We start from the raw sequence: 1,738 nt of genomic DNA on the forward strand, positions 1-1,738 counted from the left end.
GCGCTCGACTGGGTGCTGCACAACTTCGCGTGGCTGTTCGTCCTGGGCGCCGACGCCTTCCTGGTCGTCGCGGTCGTCATCGCACTCAGCAGGTTCGGGCGCATCCGGCTCGGGCGCGACACCGACGAGCCCGAGTTCACCAACGCGGCGTGGATCGCGATGATGTTCAGCGCGGGGATGGGCATCGGCCTGATGTTCTTCGGCGTCGGCGAACCGCTGATGCACTACGCGGACCCGCCGCCGTTCACGGGGGTGGAACCGGAGAGCGGCGACGCGGCCCGCCACGCGCTGGAGTACTCGTTCTTCCACTGGACGCTGCACCCGTGGGCCATCTACGCCGTCGCGGGGCTCGGCCTGGCGTACGCCACGTTCCGCAAGGGCCGCGGCAACCAGCTCTCCTCGGTCTTCGTGCCCCTGCTCGGCGAGCGGCGCGCCGCCGGATGGCCGGGCAAGGCCATCAACCTGCTCGCGGTCTTCGCGACGGTCTTCGGTACCGCGACCAGCCTGGGGCTGGGCGCCCTCCAGATCGCGCGGGGCCTCAACCTGACCACCGGGATCGAGGACTCCCAGACGCTGGAGCTCATCATCATCTTCGCGCTCAGCGCGGCGTTCGTGCTCTCCGCGTTCTCCGGGATCCACCGCGGCATCAAGTGGCTCAGCAGCATGAACGTCGTCCTCGCCGCGGCGCTGATGCTGTTCGTCTTCGTGGTCGGCCCCACCGTGTACGTGCTGGACGCCATGCCCTCGGGCGTCGGCGCCTACCTCCAGGACCTCCTCACCCTCGCCACTCGCACCGGCGCCTTCGGCGAGCAGGAGTGGCTCGGCGCGTGGACCATCTTCTACTGGGCCTGGTGGCTGTCGTGGGCGCCGTTCGTGGGTACCTTCATCGCCCGGATCTCCCGCGGCCGATCGGTCCGGGAGTTCCTCATCGGGGTGCTCCTCATCCCCAGTGGCGCGTCCGTGGTCTGGTTCTCCGTCATGGGCGGCAGCGCGATCCGCACCGACGAGACGGGGCGCGCCGACCTCACCGGGGCGATCGCCGAGAAGGGTGAGGAGGCCGGGATGTTCGGCCTGCTCGACGCCCTGCCCCTGGGCACCGTCAGCTCGGCCGTCGCGATCGTGCTGGTGATGGCCTACTTCATCACCAGCGCCGACTCCGCCGCGCTGGTCATGGGCTCGCTCACCAGCGGCGGCGCGCTGCACCCCCGGGGATGGCTGGTCGTCACCTGGGGCGTGCTGATGGCGGCGGTCGCGGCGGTGCTGCTGGTCGCCGGCGGCCTGGAGGCGCTGCGCTCCGCGACGATCCTGGTCGCCCTGCCGTTCGTCGTGGTGATGCTGCTGATGTGTTTCGCGCTGATCCGGGAGCTTTCCCGTGACCCCGGCGCGGGACCGCCGCGCCAGATGCCGCTGCACGGCCTGCGCGACGCGGTGCGCACCATGGTGGGCGAGGCCGTGGACGAGCAGCACAACCCCCGCCACCGGCGGCTGCGCCGCGCGGCCGACCAGGCGCGGGAGCGCGGCGCCGAGTCGCACGGCACGCGCGGGCACGACGAGGACGGCGGCTGAGCGGCCCGCGTGGGGCAGGACCGGCGGGCCGGCCGGTCAGCGGCGGCCCGCCAGGTGGAGGAAGACCGACTTCGCGGCGTTCCGCCCCGACATGCCGTGCACTCCGGGCCCCGGCCAGCTCGCGGAGGAGCAGAGGAACACGGCGGGGTGCGGGGTGCGGTAGGGGTCGCGG

At 72.3% G+C, this 1,738-nt stretch carries 1 protein-coding gene; it reads left to right on the top strand.

The window, feature by feature from the left end; translation table 11 throughout:
- The coding region (locus ACOJUJ_RS03295; protein WP_420125417.1) for a BCCT family transporter at window positions 1-1,566 on the top strand (1,566 nt) is incomplete at its 5' end.
- Window positions 1,567-1,738 lie beyond the last annotated feature (172 nt).

It is taken from the genome of Longimicrobium sp. (assembly GCF_048594345.1).
Classification (GTDB): domain Bacteria; phylum Gemmatimonadota; class Gemmatimonadetes; order Longimicrobiales; family Longimicrobiaceae; genus Longimicrobium.